Annotated in this window: 15 protein-coding genes; all 15 read right to left on the minus strand. The window is 36.6% G+C overall.

What is annotated here, in order from left to right; genetic code table 11:
- Nucleotides 1–19: 19 nt before the first annotated feature.
- The 15 genes from WFH39_RS16815 to WFH39_RS16885 all read right to left on the minus strand — a co-directional run bounded on the left by WFH39_RS16815 (nucleotide 20) and on the right by WFH39_RS16885 (nucleotide 14,721).
- A complete protein-coding gene (locus WFH39_RS16815) occupies nucleotides 20–1,195 on the minus strand; it encodes a cysteine desulfurase family protein (RefSeq protein ID WP_336690718.1) in 1,176 nt (391 codons plus the stop codon).
- Between the two features lie 117 nt (nucleotides 1,196–1,312).
- Nucleotides 1,313–1,900, minus strand: a complete 588-nt coding sequence (locus WFH39_RS16820) for an HAD family hydrolase (protein ID WP_336690719.1) — start codon at nucleotides 1,898–1,900, stop codon at nucleotides 1,313–1,315.
- Nucleotides 1,901–1,972: 72 nt separating this feature from the next.
- Complete coding sequence (locus WFH39_RS16825) at nucleotides 1,973–2,698, minus strand: SDR family NAD(P)-dependent oxidoreductase (protein WP_336690720.1); 726 nt, start codon at nucleotides 2,696–2,698, stop codon at nucleotides 1,973–1,975.
- A gap of 5 nt (nucleotides 2,699–2,703) precedes the next feature.
- On the minus strand, nucleotides 2,704–4,020 hold the full coding sequence (locus WFH39_RS16830) for an FAD-binding oxidoreductase (RefSeq protein WP_336690721.1): 1,317 nt from the start codon (nucleotides 4,018–4,020) through the stop codon (nucleotides 2,704–2,706).
- On the minus strand, nucleotides 4,017–4,904 hold the full coding sequence (locus tag WFH39_RS16835; protein ID WP_336690722.1) for a decaprenyl-phosphate phosphoribosyltransferase: 888 nt from the start codon (nucleotides 4,902–4,904) through the stop codon (nucleotides 4,017–4,019). The genes WFH39_RS16830 and WFH39_RS16835 overlap by 4 nt, the downstream gene beginning before the upstream one ends.
- A 107-nt stretch (nucleotides 4,905–5,011) precedes the next feature.
- On the minus strand, nucleotides 5,012–5,701 hold the full coding sequence (locus WFH39_RS16840) for an OmpA family protein (protein ID WP_336690723.1): 690 nt from the start codon (nucleotides 5,699–5,701) through the stop codon (nucleotides 5,012–5,014).
- A 23-nt stretch (nucleotides 5,702–5,724) separates the two neighbouring features.
- On the minus strand, nucleotides 5,725–6,219 hold the full coding sequence (locus WFH39_RS16845; protein WP_214588993.1) for a lipocalin family protein: 495 nt from the start codon (nucleotides 6,217–6,219) through the stop codon (nucleotides 5,725–5,727).
- Nucleotides 6,220–6,344: 125 nt separating this feature from the next.
- Complete coding sequence (locus WFH39_RS16850; protein ID WP_336690724.1) at nucleotides 6,345–8,012, minus strand: S8 family serine peptidase; 1,668 nt, start codon at nucleotides 8,010–8,012, stop codon at nucleotides 6,345–6,347.
- A gap of 4 nt (nucleotides 8,013–8,016) precedes the next feature.
- The gene (locus WFH39_RS16855) at nucleotides 8,017–8,637 is read right to left on the minus strand and encodes a WbqC family protein (RefSeq protein ID WP_431306820.1); all 621 of its coding nucleotides are present in this window, start codon (nucleotides 8,635–8,637) and stop codon (nucleotides 8,017–8,019) included.
- Nucleotides 8,638–8,749: 112 nt separating this feature from the next.
- On the minus strand, nucleotides 8,750–10,411 hold the full coding sequence (gene lepB / locus WFH39_RS16860) for a signal peptidase I (protein WP_336690725.1): 1,662 nt from the start codon (nucleotides 10,409–10,411) through the stop codon (nucleotides 8,750–8,752).
- 122 nt (nucleotides 10,412–10,533) lie between these two features.
- Nucleotides 10,534–11,235: a 4-hydroxy-tetrahydrodipicolinate reductase gene (gene dapB / locus WFH39_RS16865; protein WP_336690726.1), complete on the minus strand. Its 702-nt coding sequence runs from the start codon at nucleotides 11,233–11,235 to the stop codon at nucleotides 10,534–10,536.
- A gap of 142 nt (nucleotides 11,236–11,377) precedes the next feature.
- Nucleotides 11,378–12,019 carry a DUF5683 domain-containing protein gene (locus WFH39_RS16870; RefSeq protein WP_336690727.1) on the minus strand — a complete coding sequence of 214 codons (642 nt, stop codon included), beginning with the start codon at nucleotides 12,017–12,019 and terminating at the stop codon, nucleotides 11,378–11,380.
- Complete coding sequence (locus tag WFH39_RS16875; protein ID WP_214588987.1) at nucleotides 12,020–12,910, minus strand: ParB/RepB/Spo0J family partition protein; 891 nt, start codon at nucleotides 12,908–12,910, stop codon at nucleotides 12,020–12,022.
- Between the two features lie 35 nt (nucleotides 12,911–12,945).
- The gene (locus tag WFH39_RS16880; RefSeq protein ID WP_087712453.1) at nucleotides 12,946–13,719 is read right to left on the minus strand and encodes a ParA family protein; all 774 of its coding nucleotides are present in this window, start codon (nucleotides 13,717–13,719) and stop codon (nucleotides 12,946–12,948) included.
- A 165-nt stretch (nucleotides 13,720–13,884) separates the two neighbouring features.
- On the minus strand, nucleotides 13,885–14,721 hold the full coding sequence (locus WFH39_RS16885; RefSeq protein WP_336690728.1) for an energy transducer TonB: 837 nt from the start codon (nucleotides 14,719–14,721) through the stop codon (nucleotides 13,885–13,887).
- Nucleotides 14,722–15,093: the final 372 nt, after the last annotated feature.

Here is a 15,093-nt window from a genome sequence, read left to right on the forward strand (position 1 = left end):
CGCTTTTTGAGTAATAAGACTATCTATGCTCAACATTTGTATTTTCTATAACAAAATCTTTAGAAATTTCTTTCAAAGCAGTAGCCAAAGCATCGATATCTTCTTTAGTTGTTAAATGGCTGAAGGAAATACGAAGCGGCGTACAGTGATCCATTTCATCTTCAGATAAAACCATCATCATCACCATAGAAGGTTTGGACGCTCCGGAAGAACACGCACTTCCCTGAGAAATCGCGATTCCTTTCATATCTAACTGAAGCCCGATGAGAGGATTTTTATACGGTAATAAAGCACTTAAAACCGTGTAAAGACTACCATCCTTCTCAGAACTTCTTCCGTTGAATTTAATGCCCGGAATTTCCGCTGTAAGCCTTTCTACGGCGTAGCTTTTAATTTCCTGCATATGATTAGTATAAGTTTCAAGATTTTTTAAAGAGATTTCCAGTGCTTTTCCCAGTCCTACAATTCCTGCAACATTTTCTGTTCCTGCTCTTAAGCTTCTTTCCTGTGGTCCTCCTGTAATAATTCCTTTTAAACCGCTTGATTTTCTGATAAACGCAAACCCAACCCCTTTTGGTCCATGAAATTTATGAGCACTGCAAGAAGCAAAATCTACCTTAATCTCCGATAAATCTAGGTTCATATGTGCCATCGTCTGTACCGTATCTGAATGGAAAAGCGCATTATTTGCCTTGCAGAGTTCTGACACTTTTTTAATATCGATAAGATTTCCGATCTCGTTATTGGCGTGCATTAAACTTACCAGAGTTTTCTTGTCAGAAGCTTTTAACAGTTCTTCCAGTTTATTAAGATCAATATCTCCTTTTTCATTGGGACGGATGTAGTTTACCTCTACTCCTTTTCTGCTTTTCATATCCAGAATACTTTCAGAAACGCACTTATGCTCAAGAGGAGAACTGATGATACGTTCTATTCCGAGATGCTCAACAGCAGATTTAATAATCATATTGTTTGATTCTGTACCGCAGGAAGTGAAAATAATTTCAGCGGGCGTTACATGAAGATAGTCTGCAACCTGTCTCCTTACGTTTTCGATAAGAATTTTCGCTTCCTGTCCAAAACTGTGAGTAGAGGACGGATTTCCGAAATTCATTTTCATGGTATCAACCATTGCATCGATAACTTCTTCCGAAAGTGGAGTTGTTGCAGCGTTATCAAGGTATACTTTATTCATTTTTACTTTGAAAATATTAGTTTCTGTGGAATATGTACAATCTGTAAATCCTACAAAATCAGTAGAGTTATCATGTTAAAAAACTCTTTTCTGATCTGTTTATTTTACTGCCCAAAATTAGTGAAAAAATTGGTAATGTCCTTCATTTGCCCAATTCAACATTGGCTTATCTCCCGATGTATCTCCAAAAGCAATAATTTTATCGTATTTATGATTGCTGATTTCCTGCTGGATTCTTATCAGTTTTTCGTTTCCGTTACAGTTTCTTCCCACAAAATTTCCGGTGAAAACTCCGTTTCTGAACTCGGCTCTGGTGGAAACGAGCTGCATTTTAAAAGCTTCTGCAAATGGTTTTGCCCAAATGTCTAACGAGGCGGTAACCAATAGACTCCGCGTATTATTATGATCTATATTTTGAATAAAATCCAATGCATTTTCCCTTACGATTTTGGGATAATAATGCTCAAAAAACTGTCTGGATTTTTTTTCGATTTTTTCCTGAGTCTGCCCTTTCAGAATGGAACCGATAAAGCTTTTTTTCACTTTTTCCGTATCGGCAAGTTTCAGTTTTAAAAGAACAAAAAGCGGAATATGTTTCAAAAACTGCAGGCGAAATCTTGTAGAATCGTAGAATTTAAGATACATAAACATGGTATCTTTATACGTAAGTGTTCCGTCGAAATCGAAGCAGTACAGTTTTTTCATTGAAGTAAGTCAATTTTAGAATATTTATCTTGTAACGTAAAGATCGAAAGTATATTTTAAATAAAATAATTTTTAAAGCTTTAATTTTTTAAAAATAAATTCAGGAATATTGCGGATAACCATCATGATAATTCCCCAGATTGGCAAAACATAGGCTACGTTTTTCTGTTTTTTATAAGCCTTGAAAATAGATTCTGCTGCCTGTTTCGGCGTTGCGGTAAGTTTTGGATTTAAAGGTAAACCTTCAGTCATTTTGGTTGCCATAAATCCGGGTTTCACCGTAATTACGTGAACTTTTTTATCGAAAAGATAATTCCTCAAACCACTTAAATAGGCTGTGAAAGCCGCTTTCGAGCTTCCGTAAATAAAATTGCTCTGTCTTCCGCGATCTCCGGCAACAGAAGAAAGTCCGATAATCGTTCCGGATCTTCTGCTTTCAAATTTCTGCGCAAAATAATTCATCACAGGAACCAGTTTAGCATAATTGATATCAATAATACGTTGTGTATTTTTGTTGTCATATAATCCTTCTTCTGTTCCCTCTCCTAAATATCCGGTTGCGCAAAACAGCAAATTTGAGTTGACAGCATCAAACTGATTATAATCTATGCTTTTCATAAGATCAAGCTCTATCACTTCGGACTGCTGAAGAAATTTCACATCAATATGTCGGGCAAATCTTTCGGTCGTTTCTTTACTGGAGGTAAAAAGATAGATTTTTTCAAATCTCTCTCCTTCCTGCAATGCCTTTTCCACAAAAGCCTGTGCTACTTCCGATGTACTTCCTAAAACGATCATGTATCCTAAATATTATTTAAAATTCTTTTATGCTGCAAAGACACAAATTTTGAGCTCTGAACATTTTTCAGATAATTGGTGAGCGAAGATCTGCTCATGCTGTCTTTGGTAAGGTAAATTTTACCGTTGTACTGCTCTACGATATCATCCAGTTGATCAATCAGTTTTTTCAGTTTAGAATTCACTTTAAAATCCAATGCCAGAGAATATCCTTCAAACGGGAATGAATTATAAGCTTCCGGATTTTCTTTTCCGTACAGCTTTAAAACAGCTAAAAAAGAACCGTTTCCGCTGTTGGCAATGGTTTCCAGAATTTTTTTCATTCCTTCTTTTCCGGATTCTTTGGGTATCATCATCTGATACTGGATAAAGCCGGATTTTCCGTAAATCTTATTCCAGTCATGAACAAAATCAAGAGGATAAAAGAAAGTTTCATAATCAATAAAATTTTTAACTTCTTTCTTAGATTGTTTTTTATAATAGAAATAATTGAAAATCTTTACCGTTAAAGCATTTAAGACAAATCCGGGAAAATAAAACGGAACAGTTGGCTCAATTTTTTTCTTTAAACGCAATGGTTTTTCTTTGAATTTCTGAGGCAGCTCGTGCTGAAAAGCGTGTTCTCCTCTCATCAGGATACTTCTTCCGATATTTTTACCTTTCTGAAGGCAGTCGATCCATGCAACAGTATAAGTCCAGCTTTCGCTTTCCTCAAACAGGTTAAAGATCTCATCCAGATTTTCCGCTTTAATGCTTTCCTGACGGATGTATGCCGATTCAATATTTTTCAGCTTGAATTTCGCCGTTAAAATAATTCCGGTTAATCCCATTCCGCCGATAGTTGCCCAGAATTTATCTGAATTTTCTTCTCTTGAACAGTTGATGATATCGCCGTTTTCGATCATCAGTTTAAATTCAATTACATATTCCGAAAAGCACCCTTCAGCGTGATGATTTTTACCGTGAACGTCAGAAGCAATGGCGCCTCCAACAGAAACAAACTTCGTTCCCGGCGTTACATATAAAAAATATCCCTGCGGAACGGCAATTTCCAGCACATCGGAAAGGAGGACTCCCGATTCGCATTCGATAATACCGTTCAGACGGTCAAAACTGATGAATTTGTTTAATTTTTTGGTTGAAAATATATGTTCTCCCAACGAAGAATCTCCATAGCATCTTCCGTTTCCCCTTGCAATGACTTCATTATGATTCTGAACAAATTCTTTTATTTTTCTGAAGCTGTCCTCAGACTTCATTTCTTTTTCCACTATGGGAAAATTACCCCAGTTGGTCACTTTTTGTACAAAGTTCGGCTTCATTTTTTAAAGTAGATTTGAATTAAAAATGCAGCAACCCACAATAGTAAGGTGATCTGAATGTATCTGTCTCTGTAAACAATTTTTGTGGGAGATTCGGTTCTGTTGTACACCAAAGTCTGCTGTAAATATCTTAAAAAAGCAAAAACAACAAAAATTACCGTATAAAATACTCTGGAATGAAATCTTGCCTGAACTTCAGGAGACAGGGTAAACATAAGGTAGCATACAATTGCCAGAGTAACGGAAATGGATAATGCAATATCTGCAAACTGTACATTGTAGCCGTCTAAAGCTCTTCTCGTTTTTCCTGAAACCTGCGCATTGATGAGTTCTCCCCGCCTTTTTCCTATGGCTAATACCAACGCAAGCACAAAGGTGAGTAAAATCGCCCATTGAGAAATGCTGATTCCTGTAATGTAACCTCCTGATAAAACTCTTAAGACGAATCCTACTGCAATGATGGAAATATCAATAATCGGAACGTGCTTTAATTTGAATGTATACGCAAGATTCATTACAAAATAAAATCCTACGATGGTTGCAAATTTCCATAAACTTTCATGAAAATACATCTGGGCAAAGAAAACCAGTGCGATGTCCAGAATAATAAGTCCTGTAAAAATTCCTACCGCCTGAGATTTTGAAATGGCTCCGCTCGCCAAAGGTCTTCTTCTTTTTTCGGGATGTTTTTTATCTGCTTCAATATCGTTATAATCATTCAGAATATAAACGACACTTGCAGCCAAAGAAAAAATGATAAAAGCAAAGATGCTTTTTGTGAGTAGTTCGAGATTTTTAATATTACCCGAAAAGAAAAGAGGAACAAAAACAAACAGGTTCTTCACCCATTGCTCCACGCGGAGCAGCTTTAAATATTTCTTCATTTATGTTGTTTCAAATGCAAAAATAGTAATTTCAAAAAATATCACCATAAAAATACAAAAATAACCGCTATTGCGGTTATTCACGAAAATATTTATATGTTAAATAATTATTGACCGTTCTGTGCGTCGTTAATCATTTTTTCATTGGCAGTAATAGCGAATTCTACTCTTCTGTTTTTAGCTCTACCTTCTTCTGTATCGTTAGTGGCAACCGGCATACTTTCTCCTTCTCCTAAAGCAAATAATCTGCTTGAAGAAATCCCTTTACCCGCTAAATAAGCTTTTACAGAATTGGCTCTTCTTTCAGAAAGACTCATGTTGTAAGAATCTGAACCTTTGCTGTCTGTATGCCCGTAAATATTGATGTTTGTATCCGGATTGTTCGTTAAAACCTGAGCCAGTCTATCAAGGTTTGTTTTTGCAGTACTTGTTAAAGCAGAAGAATTGAAATCGAAATTCACGATGCTTTCGCTTAATGTAATTTTGATACCGTCTCCTACTCTTTCTACCTGAGCTCCCGGTAAAGTTTCTTTAATTTCTCTTGCCTGCTTATCCATTTTAGAACCGATAACGTTACCGGCAACACCACCGATAATACCACCTAAAACAGCTCCCAAAGCAGCATTTTTACCTTTTCCTACGTTATTCCCCAAAATACCGCCTATTACAGCTCCGGAAGCAACACCTACTGCTGTCCCTCTCTGCTGATGGTTGGAATTCTGTACTGCTTCACAGCTTGTAAGCAATAAAGCTGATGATAAAAATAACGCTCCGATATATGTTTTTGTAAATTTCATCTTTTTATATTTTTTATGTTAAATTATTTCATTCCTGTTCTTTCGAAATTGTAAACTACTCTTACATTTTCTCCATCGAAAGGAATATTTTGTTCCAATGAGAATTGGTCTGTATTCTGGTTAGTCAGCGTTAAAGTATATCCTGCTGTATTTTGCTTCGCTTTTGTACCGTCAGCAATTTTTTTGAAATTAAATGTATTTCCGCTTACCACATCAATCTTAATCGGTTGTGTAAATCCTGTTCCGCAGGTTCCTCCCCCGTTTAATGTATACGCTCCTGTCCAGTTATTTGGAATCAGTCTCCAGTGGCTTCCTACGAAACACTGTGCATCTACACCGTCATCGAATGGCTTTACTTTGAACTTTTTATCATAATTTACACTGACGATCTGCCAGTCGCCTTTCATTTTCAAAAATTCTGATCTTTGTGTTTGGGCTGTTTTAGCATTATTCACTGTGGAACAAGACACTGCAAAAAGCGATGTTCCCAACATCCCTGCAAGTAGTAACTTTTTCATTTTGTTGTTTATTATTTTGTTACAATAAAGTTACAAAAAACCGTGCCAAAATTAATTATTACCAATAAAAAAAGTCCGAAAATTTCGGACTTTATATGCTTCTACCTTAAATACAGGAAGATATACTATTTTTTAACAGTCTTTTTTACGGATTTATCAGCCTTCTTTGAAGAGCCTGCTTTTCCGTTGTAAAAATGTGTATAAGCATACTCTGCCGCTTTTTTAAGATCAATTACTCCTCCTGCTTCAGAGAAATCTCCGAATTGATTTGTTGTGCTTGGGTTGCTGGATTTCACCAAAGATTCAATAATCTGCGCAGGTGTTAAATTAGCCATATAAGCCAATAAAACTGCTGCAGCTCCTGCTACAACCGGAGAAGCCATGGAAGTTCCCTGTAAGTATTTATATTCATTGTGAGGAACGGTAGAATAAATTTCTTCACCCGGAGCAAAAACGTTTACCATTTTCTTATTAAAGTTGGAAAAACTCGCTCTTAATGCATCATTTTTATTGGTGCTTGCTCCTACAACCAATACATTGTTTACAAATGGCTTATCATCCGTTACATTCTTAAAGTTGGTAGGATAAGCTAAATGTTCTGCCACATCTTCGTTTTCGTTTCCTGCAGCTTTTACCAGAAGAACTCCTTTATCCTGAGCATATTTAAATGCATCCCAAACAACATTTTTACCCGGAGAAACCGGCTTTCCAAAGCTCATGTTTAAAACTTTCGCTCCATTATCTACTGCGTATCTGATTGCGTTGGCAACGTCTTTATCTCTTTCATCACCATTAGGAACGGTTCTTACAGACATTATTTTCGCTACTTTCGAAGCGACTCCATACTGTATTTCTTTTCCGTTCGGAAGACCGGCAATAATTCCCGCTACGTGAGTTCCGTGTTCTGCATCGGGACCTTCGTAATGGTTGTTTCCGTAATTTTTTTCAGAATAATCATCGTAATTGTCACCTACAATTTCTTTTCTCGGATCGTAATTAAGATCATACTGCTTTTCCTGAGGACCAAAATAGTCTAAAGCTTCTTTAATCTGACCGCTCATTGCTTTTTCAAACTCTGCAGCCGATTTTCCTTTAAATTCAGGACTTTGAGCAACCTGAGCCAAAACCTGCGCCGCCATTGCTTCTTTTTGATCGGCAGGTTTTATTGCTGCAACATTTTCAGGAGTAAGAGGTTTTCCGTTCAATAGTTTTACCATGACAGGAATTGCCTCATTAATCATAGTATAGGTCTTGAATCCCTGCTTTGCCTCAACGCTTTTCTTGGTGAAAAGATCTTTGGCTTTAATATACATTGCAAATTCTTCAGGCATTTTAGCTTGGTTTGCTTTGTTTTTTGTAGAATCATCTCCTTCGAAAACTGGCTTGTATTTAGCAACAACTCTGGTTACCTCCATATTGTCGATGTCTATATCTCCATTTTTACCCCCGATAAAATTCCATCCGTGGATATCATCGATGTAACCGTTACCGTCATCATCTTTTCCGTTATTAGGTACTTCATTAGGATTTGTCCAGATGTTTTTTACCAATCCCGGGTGATCTACCTGAACTCCGCTATCTAACACTCCTACCAAAACTGTCTTTGGCTTAAGACCTTTAGATTCTAAAAATTTATAGGCATTTTCTGTATTTACCCCATAAACTTTTGTTGTAGCAAAATCTTTATGATACCACGTCATAAGATCTTTATCCTGCATCGGATCTTTTGCTTCCTGCGCTTGAGAAAAACCAATCCCTACTAAAAAAACAGCAGCTAATAATACCTTTTTCATTTTACTATGAATATTTAATATTTTTAATATAAGTCAAAGATTCCGGTCCTTTGTTACAAATTAAGTCCAAAACTGATAAATCTTTCAAAAAACCACGTTTATCAGAGAACGTTTGATAATATTCGTCCATTTCGTATTCTGAAGGTAGTTTGGCTGAAAATTGATCTCTGAAATTAATTTCTTCCGGAAATTTGATATATTCTTCATTCAAAGAGTGTGCCTTTTCTGTTTTAAGGATCTGCTGAACGATTTCAAGAGTTTTGAGGTTAAAATCCAATAGATATTTTTCTTTAAGATCATAAATCTTTCTGAATTTATCTTCATAGAATTCAAAATACGGAGAGCTTTGATAGGCGGTTTTAATGGATTTCCAATGCAGATTCCTCCAGTCTTCACGGTGAGAAATTTCAATATCCTTAAATTCTCTGCATCCGTTATGAGCAATGGGAATGATTAATGATAACTTTCCGTTTGCTCCGAAAATATTAGCTCTGTTTCTGTACGTCTGTTTCGGAAAACTTTCAAACTGTTCAAATACAATTTCATTTTCAGGATCTAAAAACACTGAAAACCAAGAAATTGGCGGCAGATAAAACGCCGGTAATAATACATTCTTCATATTCATAATGCAAAAATGAAGTATTATTTCAAATACTTCATTCTATTTATAATTTATTTTTTCAATTAAATAATTGATTTTGAAACTTTGTCAAAGATTGAAACTTTGACAAAGTGAATTAGACATCGTCTTCCGTCTTTTTCTTTCTGAATAATTTCATGAAATATTCCCACCCGAAGAACAGAATAAGAATCATCGCTGCAATCCACCAGTAAGACGTTTTGTTGGCTTCTCCTGTATTGGTTGCTTTAAACATTCTTTCCCAACGAACTTTTTTAGGAGCCTGATAAGTAGAACTTGCATCCGCAAACACTCCCTGAACACTCATCCAGGTAAACATTGGCTTTCCAACGATATTTTCTTCAGGAACAAAACCAAAGAATCTTGCATCCAAAGAAGCGTCTCTGTTATCTCCCACCATCATATAATAATCCTGCTGAATAGTATACTGATTGGTTTCTTTTCCGTTGATGAAAATTTTACCGTTTTTATTCTCTAGCTTATTGTGTTCATATTGTGAAATAATCCACTGGTATTCCGGTAAGGTTTCCTGATTGATGGTAACCACATCTCCTTTTTTAGGAATCTTTAAAGGTCCGTACCAATCCTGATTCCAAGGTTTGTTGATTGGGAAAATAGACTGGGTAGTATCAATACTTTTGGTGTATGCTGTTTTATCAGCATTCAATTTATATGAAATCGTTGCAGAATCTTTAGGATAGATATTTTCTTCCATGCTGATCACGTTCGGTAAAGATTTAATTTCTTTAGCCGTTTTATCAGTAAGTCCCTGAAACATATAAACAAATCCGCCGCTTTTTTCGTTCTGAATTTCTCTAACAGGCAAAAATCCGTAAATATTATAAAGTCCCGGAATATCCAACTGCGTTCCTGTGCTTACTGTATACGCGTGCTGAACTTCCTGATCTCCTAAAAATGTTTCAGCTTTTCCGTTAACGAAAAGTCTTCCGGCTCTCATTTCGAAAGTATCCCCCGCAACAGCTACACATCTTTTTACATAAGGATCTTTTCTGTCTATCGCGGTATGCACAGAATCCTGAGGATAATTGAAAACAACGATATCTTTTTTCTGAGGTTTATTGAACTGAAAAATTCTTTCATAAGGTAATTTTACGGCATCCACATAAGATTTAGGATCATCTTTCGGGTTTCCTTTTTCCCCTGTATCCATGATGGTTCCCTGAAGGAAAGGAATTGCAAGGGGGCGCATCGGAAGTCTGTATCCGTAGCTCCATTTGTTTACGAAAAGGAAATCACCTACCAGTAAAGTTCTTTCCATAGATCCTGTCGGAATTCCGAAAGGCTGCGTTACAAAAACGTGAATTATTGTTGCGAAAACTACCGCAAACGTCACAGATCCAACAAATGAATCTTTCTTTTTTGCACTTTTTTCTTCGTCGGTAAGGAAGATCGCATTTTCGTCTTCCAGCTCAACATCTTTTCCATAATTTATCGTTGCCATGTAGATAAACGGAAGAATGACTGTAAGAAGCTGATCTTTGAAGAGCGTTTTCCCGAACTTTTTCACTAAATACAAATGAAAAACAGACATCATAATAGGTCCCACGATTGGCAGATACGAAAAAATTGCCCACCATTTCGGATGTTTTGTCTCTTTTAAAATAATGAAATAGTTGTAGAAAGGAATAAACGCGAAAAGCGGACTATATCCTAATTTTTTGAACAGTTTCCACGTGGAAATCCCCATCAATACAGATAAAATGAGAACATAAACTGCGTACGTTAAAAAATAATTCATAAATTTTTGTGCCTAATCTATAATATAATTGATGAATGATGTCTGATAATGATGATAAATTCACTATTAACGTTTCATCATTCACTCTTATTAGTTTGCAATGTAAGAATTTTGTTACAATATTAAAGTCCCAAAACGTCCTTCATCGTGAAATTTCCCTTTTTGTCTTTAATCCATTCTGCCGCAACTACTGCACCCAATGCAAAACCGTTTCTGTTGAATGCGGTATGTTTGATCTCGATTTCGTCCACTTCACTTTTGTAAAAAACACTGTGTGTTCCCGGAACCTCATCTTCACGAATGGCAAAAATCCCCAGCTGACTTCCCTGAGTTTCTTCCAGTTTCCAGCAATCGAATTTCGGATTGTTTTTAAAAATTCCTTCGGCGATGGAAATTGCTGTTCCGCTTGGAGCATCTAATTTGTGAATGTGATGAATTTCTTCTAACTGACAAGAATATTCGTCTACATTTTTCATTAAATCTGCCAGTTTTTCGTTTAAGGCAAAGAATAAATTAACACCAAGACTAAAATTTGAACCATATAAAAAAGCGGCTTCTTTTTCTACAGCCAGTTTTTCAATTTCGGATTTTTTTTCCAGCCAGCCCGTTGTTCCGCAGATCACCGGAATTTTGTTTTCCAGACAGGCTTTGATGTTTTCGTGAGCAACTTCCGGTAACGAAAATTCGATTACAACATCGGGATTATTGAGATTTTCAGCAGTTGGAGTTTCTTTTAACCGGGCAACGATTTCATGTCCTCTTTTAGTGGCAATTTCATCAATGATTTTGCCCATTTTACCGTATCCAACTAATGCTATTTTCATGTACTTCTTTATTTAATTTTTATAATCTAACGCAAAGCCCGCAAAGATTTCTTTAAAATCCTCCTCCATATTCTTCGTTCGCAAAGGCGTTTGACTTCGTCGAATCTTCGGTTTCACTAAGCTAAGACAGCATTACTTATTTTTAAAATCTGTAACTTAAACTTAAGCCCGTTTTCGGAGGTGCAATTCCGTACTGATCCTGAATCATTGCCGGATTAAGCGTAAGATCCGGATCGTGTCTCGCTTCGTACAAATGGGCATCAACCACTGCATCAACAATGTTCAGAATATAAATTAACCCTGTAATTGCAATGGCATAATCTCTCTGTCTCTTGGATCTGTCCTGTGCATTTCCGAGAGCCACTTTGTCGAGCCAAGGATGGCTATCAACAAATTCATTTGGCGTTCCGTTGAGTTTTGCGATGTAATATTCGCGGTATTTTCTGTATTGGTTGTCATTCCAGACTGCAATTCCTACCCCCGCTCCTACTGCTCCTAAAACAATAGGAACTTTCCAGTATTTTTTATTATACACCTGTCCCAATCCCGGAAGTACAGCAGAATACAATCCTGCTTTTGTAGGATTCAGCTTTAGCGTTTTTCTGGTAGGTCCGTTTGCTTTTTCCAGATCTGCAACAATCTTAGTTTCCGTTTTGGTATTGTTTTTTTCTACAGCAACACTGTCTTTCGGACGGTAGTCCACCCGAATCGTGTCATTACGATTTACCTGTGAATACGCAGCTGCAAACAGACACAGAAAAAATGTGAAAAGTATTTTTTTCATTTATTTAATATGGGATAAAATATATTCCAGCTCATCTTCATTTTTGAAGTCCAGAACAATTTTACCTTTTTTACCGTTTGGAGAGGCTTTGATTTCAACTTTTACATCTAAAATATCTGCAATTGTTTTCTGCGCTCTTTTATAATTGTTGGAAAGCTCGGCTTTTGCTTTTTTCGCTGCCGGAGATTTCGGGTTTTTAATGGCTGTAGCTGCCTGTTCTGCCTGTCTTACATTCAGTTTTTCTTTGATAATGAGATCAAACAAAATCTGCTGATGTTCTTCGCTTTCAAGACTGATGATGGCTCTTCCGTGTCCTGCAGAAATTTCTCCGCTTCGGATCGCATTCTGAATATCGGGATGCAGTCTCAGTAATCTGATGGAATTTGTAATGGTACTTCTGTCTTTCCCTACTCTCTGGCTTAGATTTTCCTGAGTAAGACCGATCTCTTCCATCAATCTCTGATATGTTAATGCAATTTCTATCGCATCAAGATCTTCTCTCTGGATATTTTCAACAAGTGCCATTTCAAGCAATTCCTGATCATTAACCAGACGGATGTATGCCGGAATAGACTCCAAACCTGCAATTTTACTTGCGCGGTAACGTCTTTCTCCGGAAATAATTTCAAACTTTTCGCCGTCTTTTCTTAAAGTAATCGGCTGAATAACGCCTAAATTTTTAATTGACTGTGCGAGTTCGTTCAATGCTTTTTCGTCAAAATAAGTTCTTGGCTGAGACGCATTGGGATAAATATCTTCTAATGCAATTTCTACGATATTCCCTACAAACTTATCTGCTCCCTCATCGGTGGCAGAATTGATCGTTGCTTTGGATTCGGCACTAAGAATTGCGCCCAAACCACGCCCCATCGCTCTTTTTTTATCCTTCATATTTTGTTTTTAGCGTTTAGCTTAGCTAGCTGCTTTTAATTCTTTACTAATTTTTCGTTTTTCAATAAAACTTCTTCCGCCAACTGAATGTACTGTATTGCTCCTTTACTTTCTGCATCGTAATTCAGAATACTTTCTCCGAAGCTTGGTGCTTCGCTTAATCGTACGTTTCTGCTGATAATGGTTTCGAACACCATTTCAGGGAAATGAGAATTTACTTCTTCCACGACCTGATTGGATAGTCTCAAACGGCTGTCGTACATCGTAAGAAGCAAACCTTCAATATCCAGATCTTTATTGTGGATTTTCTGAACGTTTTTGATGGTATTCAGTAATTTTCCAAGACCTTCCAATGCAAAATATTCGCACTGAATCGGAATGATTACAGAATCTGCTGCTGTAAGCGCATTTACGGTAATAAGACCTAAACTCGGCGCACAATCGATAATAATATAATCATAATCGTCTCTTACGCTCTGTAAAGCTTTTTTAAGCATATACTCACGCTCTTCTTTGTCGACAAGCTCAATTTCCGCTGCTACCAAATCGATGTGAGAAGGTACAATATCCAGATTCGGAGTTGCTGTCTGCTTGATGCATTTTGCCGTATCTACACTGTGCTCCAAAAGATTGTATGTAGAATATCTTACGTCTTCTACGCCTAAACCTGAGGTTGCATTCGCCTGAGGATCTGCATCGATGATTAATATTTTTTTCTCTAATACCCCTAATGCTGCGGCTAAATTAACAGCTGTTGTTGTTTTCCCAACTCCTCCTTTCTGATTAGCGATACCTATGATTTTTGCCATTGTTAGAACTTTAAGTTTCAAAAATACACATTTTTCCCTGCTCTTAATAAAGGGATAAAACGAAATTTGAGTTAAAATATTGTTAATAAGTAATTTAGCAATAAAAAAAATTATCCACAAAAAAAATTCTTTGTGGATAACTGTTCAAGATTTGTTTTTTATGTCTTATTGATCAAATTTCATTGTGATCGGAAATTTGAAATAGCTTCTTACGGATTCACCCTGTTTGTTTTTTGCAGGTGTCCATTTTCCTTTAATCGATCTGATTGTTCTTACCGCCTCACTATTGAAATCTGCATCTGAACCCGCAGCCTTTATTCCTGAAATGGTACCGTCTTTTTCTACAATGAAAGTAATCGTAGTTTTCATTACCTCGCCAGAATCAAAGCCTGATCCGTCAAAATTACTCATTACTTTATTTCTGAACGAGTCTATTCCATCATCAAAATTTGCTTCTTTTCCCAAATCTACACTATTGAAAATCTTATTGGGATCCTCTTTAGGTACTACTGGTGGAGCCGTGGTAATTACAGGACCAGTTCCGATCGTTGGAGTTGTTGGTACATAAGTATTCGATGGAGCAGTTTCTCCATCAGGATTATTTCTTGTTCCTGCAACAGCTCCTTCAATTTTCTCTATAACTTTTTCATTGGTTACATGAGAAGTAGGTGTCGGAACCGTATCATCGAATGTTTTTACAGGAGCAGATGGTGCTTTTGGAGGCAGAACTGCTACTGGAGGTGGAGTATCATCATAATCATTAATAAGAATTGGTGGAGGTAATTCATACCCTCCTTCGTCAGTCACTTCGGGATTCTTAAATGCATTAATCGCAAGCGGAGTTAAAGAAACGGCAGCCAATACACTGACTCCTATAAAAAATGCTTTTGTTAAGATTCTGTCTGATTCTCTTCTTAATACATAAGCTCCGTATTCTTTGTTACGGTGTTCGAAAAGAACTTCGTTAAAACGAAATTCCTGATTTTGATTTGTGTGTTTCATCACTAAAATATTTAAACTGTTAAAAAAAATTGATTATTAGTTTTTATGATCTTACCAATAAGCATTGATTCAATATCAAATTTTTTGCCAAATATTTGTTAAAATGATAACGTTTTTAAAATTTTAATGTTAAATAATAAAATTAACTATGTTGCAAATAATAAATTCCTGAGTTTAAATATTTTACGAAGAAAGTTAAAATTGCAGAACTGTATTTTAGCCCAGATTGAGCGGCATGTCTGAGCTCTTTTCTTAGTTTCGGGGGGGGGGGATCAGCCGCCCGCCACGAAAAAAAACGCTGGGGGGGACAGGGGTTATATTGCTGTTAATGGGTCGTGGTGTGTTGGTGTGTTTTGGTAATTAATGTAGGTA

This window comes from Chryseobacterium sp. MMO-72 (genome assembly GCF_037146035.1).
Taxonomy (GTDB): Bacteria; Bacteroidota; Bacteroidia; order Flavobacteriales; family Weeksellaceae; genus Chryseobacterium; species Chryseobacterium indicum.

What these genes read in the sequence shown, in the direction of transcription:
- WFH39_RS16815 (WP_336690718.1), bottom strand. Translation starts at nt 1,195, where the DNA reads ATGAATAAAGTATACCTTGATAACGCTGCAACAACTCCACTTTCGGAA.
- WFH39_RS16820 (WP_336690719.1), bottom strand. Translation starts at nt 1,900, where the DNA reads ATGAAAAAACTGTACTGCTTCGATTTCGACGGAACACTTACGTATAAA.
- WFH39_RS16825 (WP_336690720.1), bottom strand. Translation starts at nt 2,698, where the DNA reads ATGATCGTTTTAGGAAGTACATCGGAAGTAGCACAGGCTTTTGTGGAA.
- WFH39_RS16830 (WP_336690721.1), bottom strand. Translation starts at nt 4,020, where the DNA reads ATGAAGCCGAACTTTGTACAAAAAGTGACCAACTGGGGTAATTTTCCC.
- WFH39_RS16835 (WP_336690722.1), bottom strand. Translation starts at nt 4,904, where the DNA reads ATGAAGAAATATTTAAAGCTGCTCCGCGTGGAGCAATGGGTGAAGAAC.
- WFH39_RS16840 (WP_336690723.1), bottom strand. Translation starts at nt 5,701, where the DNA reads ATGAAATTTACAAAAACATATATCGGAGCGTTATTTTTATCATCAGCT.
- WFH39_RS16845 (WP_214588993.1), bottom strand. Translation starts at nt 6,219, where the DNA reads ATGAAAAAGTTACTACTTGCAGGGATGTTGGGAACATCGCTTTTTGCA.
- WFH39_RS16850 (WP_336690724.1), bottom strand. Translation starts at nt 8,012, where the DNA reads ATGAAAAAGGTATTATTAGCTGCTGTTTTTTTAGTAGGGATTGGTTTT.
- WFH39_RS16855 (WP_431306820.1), bottom strand. Translation starts at nt 8,637, where the DNA reads ATGAATATGAAGAATGTATTATTACCGGCGTTTTATCTGCCGCCAATT.
- lepB (WP_336690725.1), bottom strand. Translation starts at nt 10,411, where the DNA reads ATGAATTATTTTTTAACGTACGCAGTTTATGTTCTCATTTTATCTGTA.
- dapB (WP_336690726.1), bottom strand. Translation starts at nt 11,235, where the DNA reads ATGAAAATAGCATTAGTTGGATACGGTAAAATGGGCAAAATCATTGAT.
- WFH39_RS16870 (WP_336690727.1), bottom strand. Translation starts at nt 12,019, where the DNA reads ATGAAAAAAATACTTTTCACATTTTTTCTGTGTCTGTTTGCAGCTGCG.
- WFH39_RS16875 (WP_214588987.1), bottom strand. Translation starts at nt 12,910, where the DNA reads ATGAAGGATAAAAAAAGAGCGATGGGGCGTGGTTTGGGCGCAATTCTT.
- WFH39_RS16880 (WP_087712453.1), bottom strand. Translation starts at nt 13,719, where the DNA reads ATGGCAAAAATCATAGGTATCGCTAATCAGAAAGGAGGAGTTGGGAAA.
- WFH39_RS16885 (WP_336690728.1), bottom strand. Translation starts at nt 14,721, where the DNA reads ATGAAACACACAAATCAAAATCAGGAATTTCGTTTTAACGAAGTTCTT.